We start from the raw sequence: 7044 nt of genomic DNA on the forward strand, positions 1-7044 counted from the left end.
ATATGAAAAGGATTGTGGCAACAGGAACCCAATTATCCTTAACCTTGGCGGCGACCGTCGGGCTTATGCAGGTGTCGTTGCCTTGTGTGGCGGCAGGCTTTAGTCCTGATATCGCAGGGCAGGTTAACCTTGAACATAGGCAGTTCTTTAGCGACGGCTTACAAGGGCAAGACAAAGGACAAAGCTCACTGGTGTTGCAGCCAGAGTTTTACTGGGAGCAACAAGAGGGCAACGGCAGCATTACCTTCACCCCGTTTTATCGCCTAGACAGTGAAGACGATGAACGAACTCATGGTGATATTCGCGAAGCCTTGTATTTAACCTATTGGGATGATTACGAACTGCGAGCGGGTGTTGGAAAGGTATTTTGGGGCGTAACTGAATCGGCGCATTTAGTGGATGTGGTAAACCAGACCGATGCCATTGAATCGGTCGATGGCGAATCCAAGTTAGGTCAGCCTATGGTGCACTTCACCTCGATAAAAGAGTGGGGCACCATAGACGCCATGTTACTGCCGTATTTTCGTGAGCGTACCTTCGCAGGCGAAGACGGTCGATTAAGGCCAACCGTGCCAGTATCGGACGATGCGCTTTACGAATCTTCACGAGAAGAAAAACACGTTGATGTGGCATTGCGTTACAGCCAAATGTACGGTGATTGGGATGTCGGTTTAAGCTACTTAGGCGGCACAAACCGCGACCCTTATTACCGTGTGGAAGGCAATCAACTCAAGCCATACTACGCCCAAATGCAACACTTCGGATTGGATGTTCAAGGCATTATCGGTGACTGGTTATGGAAGCTGGAAAGCATTTATCGCGACAGCTACGACAACCATACCGGCGTGGCGACAGGCTTTGAATACACTTGGGTAGGGGCGCTTGAATCGTACTGGGACATCGGCTTCATCGCTGAATACCTGTATGACAGCCGAGGCAACAATGCCCAAACCATCGGCCAAAATGATGTGTTCCTTGGGGCACGTTTCGCTTTGAACGATGAAGACGGCACCGAAGTGCTTACTGGTATCACTCAAGACTTAGATAACAGTGATGTCTACAGTGCCAAGCTAGAGGCATCGAGCCGTATTAACAACAATCTCAAGTGGCGACTGAATGCTTGGTTGTTTGAGAACGAAACCCCAGAGGACTTGTTGTTCTTCGCACGCAAGGATGACTTTGTTGAGATGGCGTTGGAATATTATTTCTAATGTTAGCTTCGTGGGGCGTTCCTGTTGGGGGGGACGTCTCAAATTTAAGATGAGCCATATTTAGAATGTTCAAAGTCGTCTTTTTATAAAGTGGATCAAACAATCGAATAAACCTACAGGTAAAATGGTTATATTTTTTCAGTATCTATAACCTCCGAATATGCATGTAAATCGTGCTGGTGGTATCGGCCTTAAGGGATTTATGAATTCATTTAATTGGGATAAAAACTTTGAAACAGGCATTGGTGTTGTAGATGAACAGCATCAATATCTTGTTGGTATTATCAACCACTACGGAAATCTGTTGTCAGAGAACACTATCTCTATCGACGACATAAACGTCGCTTTACTCGATCTCACATGCTATGCCGAATTTCACTTTAAAGAAGAAGAATCTTTGATGAGAGATTGCGGTGTGTATGAGCGACACATTGAAGAGCATATCAAAGTGCATCGTGTATTTATGCAAGATATCTACAGTATGCAAGCTTTCATCATGGAAGAAGATCAGTCGTCAGCACGGCAGTTACTTGATTTATTGATCCACTGGCTTGCTTACCACATCCTCGGCATCGACCAAAACATGGCGCGACAAATGACCGCGATAGAAGAGGGCGCGACACCTCTGCAAGCCTTTGAAGCGGAAGAAAAGCAGCAAGATTCTGCGACTGTCCCGCTGTTGGCTGCGCTTAACGGCCTGTTTGAACAAGTCTCTGAACGAAACAAACAGTTGTTACGCTTCAACCAGTTACTCGAAGATAAAGTTGAGGAACGTACGGCAGAATTAAAACGAGCGAATAAGAGACTTGAAGAACTGTCATTAACCGACTCTCTTACTAATTTGCATAACCGTCGTAGTGCTTTTAAACAGTTAGCGCTGCATTGGCAAGACTCCAAAGAACTGGGCATGCCTTTAGTGTGTATTATGATTGATGCCGACCACTTCAAGCGCATTAATGACACCAGCGGCCATGATGCAGGCGACTTGGTGCTACAAACCCTCTCGCGTGAACTGAAAAACACGTTCCGTAATGATGATATTGTTTGCCGGTTAGGTGGCGATGAGTTCTTGGTTATTTGCCCAAACACCGACCTTAAAGGTGGGATGTACATCGCGGAAACCGCTCGACAGAAAGTGTCTGAATTAGAGGTTGAAACCAGTCATCAAGTTTGGATTGGCAGTATTAGTGTCGGTGTCGCTGAAATGACCCAAGAATTCGAAACCATGAATGAGTTGGTTAAAGCCGCTGATGAGTCCGTCTATTTAGCAAAAAACGCAGGGAAGAACAGCGTTTGTTCTATTCAGATCTAGCCTTCAGGTCATTTCCAAATTAAGAAGTGGAACCTGTAATTGTTCCACTTCTTCCTACTCCTCATTAATATCCTGTTAAATTTGCCGTGTTTTTAGGCAATAACTTGTTCTTTTAGCGATTCAATTTGGCATTGGTTGCGTGTTTGATTACTATGTGTAGCTATCTAAAAAACTAATCATCCGATACGGACACTACCAACTGGTAGATGAGGAAATGATGCAACATCTAGAAGAGATCATTGCTAATGCAACGACTGCTATTGATACAGCAGATTCGTTAGTCGCACTTGATGAAGTGCGAGTTCAGTATTTAGGTAAGAAGGGTGAACTAACTCTTCAACTACAAAGCCTAGGTAAACTTCCACCTGAAGAGCGTCGCACTGCTGGTCAAGAGATCAACAAAGCGAAAGGTGCTGTTCAACAAGCGATCGCAGCTCGCAAAGACGCACTACAACGTGCAGAGCTTGAAGCGAAACTAGCTGAAGAAACTATCGATGTGAGCCTACCAGGTCGTCGCATTGAGAACGGTGGTCTTCACCCAGTGACTCGCACAGTTGAGCGTATCGAACAGTTCTTTGGTGAGCTTGGCTTTAGCACTGAGTCTGGCCCTGAGATCGAAGATGCATTCCACAACTTTGATGCACTAAACATCGCAGACGATCACCCAGCTCGTACTGATCACGATACTTTCTTCTTCAACCCTGATCTAATGCTACGTACGCACACTTCTGGTGTTCAAATCCGTACGATGGAAAACGGCAAACCGCCTTTCCGCTTCATTGCTCCGGGTCGTGTTTACCGTAACGACTACGATCAAACTCACACGCCAATGTTCCACCAAGTGGAAGGTATGTTAGTTGATGAGAACGTAAACTTCGCACAACTTAAAGGCATTCTTAACGATTTCCTTTGTAACTTCTTTGAAGAAGAAGTTGAAGTGCGTTTCCGTCCTTCATTCTTCCCGTTCACAGAGCCTTCAGCTGAAGTTGACGTGAAACGTAAAGATGGCAAATGGCTAGAAGTTCTAGGCTGTGGCATGGTTCACCCTAACGTACTTCGCTCTGTTGGCATCGACCCTGAGAAATACTCTGGTTTTGCATTCGGTATGGGTGTAGAGCGTCTAACGATGCTTCGTTACGGCGTAAATGACCTTCGTGCGTTCTTCGAGAACGACCTTCGTTTCCTTAAACAATTCAAGTAATCCGGGGCAGTCGAAACTATGAAATTCAGTGAATCTTGGCTACGCGAGTGGGTTAAACCTGCAATTAACAGCGAAGAGCTAGCTCACCAAATCACTATGGCTGGTTTGGAAGTTGACGATGTAGAACCTGTTGCTGGTGAATTCACCGGCGTTAAAGTAGGTAAAGTGGTTGAGTGCGGTCAGCACCCAGACGCAGACAAACTACAAGTAACTAAAATTGATATCGGCGAAGAAGAGCTGTTAGACATCGTATGTGGTGCATCTAACTGTCGTCTTGGCCTAACTGTAGCAGTAGCAACAGTTGGCGCAGTACTGCCTGGTAACTTCAAAATCAAGAAAGCAAAACTACGTGGCGTTCCATCGCACGGCATGCTTTGTTCTTTCTCTGAGCTAGGTATCGACGTAGAGTCTGACGGCATCCTTGAGCTACCAGAAGGCACAACGCTAGGCATGGACGTACGTGAGCTTCTTGAGCTTAACGACGTAACTATCGACGTAGACCTAACAGCAAACCGCGCAGACTGCTTCAGCATCCGTGGCCTTGCTCGTGAAGTTGGCGTACTAAACCGCGCAGACGTTACAGAGCCAACAGTTGACGCTGTTGCAACAAGCATTGAAGACACAGTATCTGTTGAAATCAAAGCAACTGATGCTTGTCCACGTTACCTTGGCCGTGTGGTTAAGAACGTAAACGTGAAAGCGGAATCTCCAATCTGGATGCAAGAAAAACTGCGTCGTTGTGGTATCCGTTCAATCGACCCAGTTGTAGACATCACAAACTACGTGATGCTAGAGCAAGGCCAACCAATGCACGCATTTGATCTCGCTAAGATCGAAGGCGGTATCGTGGTTCGTCTAGCAGAGCAGGGCGAAAAGCTAACACTTCTAGATGGCAACGAAGCTGAACTAAACAGCAACACGCTTGTTATCGCTGACCAAAACAAAGCACTAGCAATCGCTGGTATCTTTGGCGGTCAAGATTCAGGTGTTACTACTGAAACGACAGACGTACTTCTTGAAGCAGCATTCTTCGCACCGGATCACATCCGTGGTCGCGCACGTGCTTACGGCCTTCACACTGATTCTTCTCTACGTTTCGAACGTGGTGTTGATTCAACGCTACAAGCAGCAGCTATGGAGCGTGCAACACAGCTTCTAGTTGAAATCTGTGGTGGTGAAGTTGCGCCAGTAAACGGCAGCGAATCTGAAGCTGATCTTCCTAAAGCAAACGTAGTTGCTCTACGTCGCGCTAAGCTAGATAGCCTACTAGGTCACGAAATCCCATCTACAGACGTAGTGGAAATTCTTACTCGCCTAGGTTGTAACGTTGAAACGACAGACGCTGGCTGGACGGCAACGTCTCCATCTTGGCGTTTTGATATCGCAATCGAGCAAGACCTAATTGAAGAAGTAGGTCGTATCTACGGTTACGATAACATTCCAAACCAAGCGCCTAAAGCAGCACTTAAAATGAATGACCACAAAGAAGCTAACCAACCGCTTAAGCGCGTTCGTGACCTTCTTGTAGACCGTGGCTACCACGAAGCAATCACATACAGCTTCGTAGAACCAGAGCAGCAAAAACTTGTTGTACCTGGTGTTGAGCCGCTAATCCTGCCATTCCCAATCTCTGCGGACATGTCAGCAATGCGTCTTGGCCTAATCCAAGGTCTTCTAAACACAGTTGTTCACAACCAGAAGCGTCAACAGTCTCGCGTTCGTCTATTCGAATCAGGCCTACGTTTCATCCCTGAAGAAACAGCTGAAAACGGCATGCGCCAAGAAATGATGCTTGCGGGCGTTATCTCTGGTACTCGTGGCGAAGAGCACTGGGACATTGCAACTAACACTGTAGATTTCTTCGATCTTAAAGGTGACCTAGAAGCCGTTCTTGAGCTTTCTGCAAACGAAATCGCATACAGCTTCAAAGCAGCTAAGCACCCAGCACTTCACCCAGGTCAAACTGCGGCTATCGTAGTAGACGGCAAAGAAGTGGGTATCATTGGTACTGTTCACCCAGAACTAGAGCGTAAGTTTGGTCTTAACGGCCGCACTATCGTATTCGAAATCGAATGGGCAGCTATCAACACTCGCGTGCTTCCAGAAGCAGTAGCCGTATCTAAGTTCCCTGCAAACCGTCGTGATATCGCAGTAGTTGTTGACGAAGCAGTAGCTTCTGGCGACATCGTAGAAGCGTGTATCGCTGCTGGTGGCGAATTCCTAACAGGCGCTAAACTGTTCGACGTATACGTTGGTCAAGGCGTTGAAGAAGGTAAGAAGAGCCTAGCAATCGCACTTAGCCTACAGTCTGTAGAGCGCACACTTGAAGATGCAGACATCGCTGGTTCAGTAGATGCTATCGTAGCTTCAATCTCAGAGAAATTTGGCGCAGCACTTCGCGACTAATCTCTTCTGATAGATAGAAAACCAAAGGCCTCGCAATTGCGAGGCCTTTTTTGTTTTGGAGATGGATGCGGATACTAACTCATTATTGGGCATAAACGCGTTATACTCAAAACTCTAATTCACTTAACTGATATTAGAAAAAGTATCTTGAAACCGTAAAGCTGCGAGTTTGATACGGCGACGTTGAACAATGAGTATTAGCTATCTAATCAATTACGCTAGTATGGGCGAAGTCTGAAAGTAATAGACTCAGAAAGCGTATTAATAATAACCAACAAAAGTCTGGTGAGTGTGTTACCTTGGTTGTTATCCCTACCGCTTAGTAGGGACTTCTTTTCTTTTCCGAACTCGCAACTCGGCACTCCTTAGTCGCCCTCCTAAGCCATACTGCAGGCTTTAATTATGTCCATCTCAACCGAAAAGTTAAGAAATATATTCAGACTCTCTAGAATTGAAAATGTATATACCAACAACGTCCCCCATATAGCTCCTTGGTTACCACTTGCTCAGAAAGTAAAACCAGTCATCCCTTCTGCGATTATATATTGCGAAGGTAATTTTGGTAAAATTGATGGTAAAACCGCTAATGGATTAGTGAGACATTCGTTAAGCTATCGTATTCTATCAGTTATTGATAGTGAGTCTGCTGGCTTAGATGCTGGTGAAGTTCTTGATAACAAAGCCAATGGAATACCTATCCTTGCTAATGCTGAAGAAGCTATCATTCACGCAGAAAGCATTCCTGATTACTTCATTTTTGGCATTGCGCCATCAAGTGGCTTTTTATCTGACTTAGATAAAAGCATCATTTTAAATGCCATGTCACTAGGAATGAACATCGTAAATGGCTTACATGAATTCCTAACCGATGATCCTCTATTTTTAGAAGCCAGCTTAAAGAATAACGTTCGAAT

Annotated in this window: 5 protein-coding genes; all 5 read left to right on the forward strand. The window is 45.5% G+C overall.

The genetic code is table 11. The features are described from left to right. Nucleotides 1–2: 2 nt before the first annotated feature. Complete coding sequence (locus tag AB4384_RS19140) at nucleotides 3–1211, forward strand: hypothetical protein (protein WP_017060449.1); 1209 nt, start codon at nucleotides 3–5, stop codon at nucleotides 1209–1211. A 202-nt stretch (nucleotides 1212–1413) separates the two neighbouring features. After that, entirely contained in the window at nucleotides 1414–2523 is a 1110-nt protein-coding gene (locus tag AB4384_RS19145) for a GGDEF domain-containing protein (RefSeq protein WP_372112966.1), read from the forward strand. Nucleotides 2524–2740: 217 nt separating this feature from the next. Then, the gene (pheS, locus tag AB4384_RS19150) at nucleotides 2741–3724 is read left to right on the forward strand and encodes a phenylalanine--tRNA ligase subunit alpha (protein ID WP_004734764.1); all 984 of its coding nucleotides are present in this window, start codon (nucleotides 2741–2743) and stop codon (nucleotides 3722–3724) included. Between the two features lie 18 nt (nucleotides 3725–3742). Continuing rightward, nucleotides 3743–6130 carry a phenylalanine--tRNA ligase subunit beta gene (gene pheT / locus AB4384_RS19155; RefSeq protein WP_372129972.1) on the forward strand — a complete coding sequence of 796 codons (2388 nt, stop codon included), beginning with the start codon at nucleotides 3743–3745 and terminating at the stop codon, nucleotides 6128–6130. 402 nt (nucleotides 6131–6532) lie between these two features. After that, nucleotides 6533–7044 (forward strand): DUF1611 domain-containing protein (locus tag AB4384_RS19160; protein ID WP_372129973.1); only part of this gene is annotated, 512 nt, incomplete at its 3' end.

This window comes from Vibrio sp. 10N.261.51.A4 (assembly GCF_041471945.1).
In the GTDB taxonomy this organism is placed as follows: Bacteria; Pseudomonadota; Gammaproteobacteria; order Enterobacterales; family Vibrionaceae; genus Vibrio; species Vibrio crassostreae_C.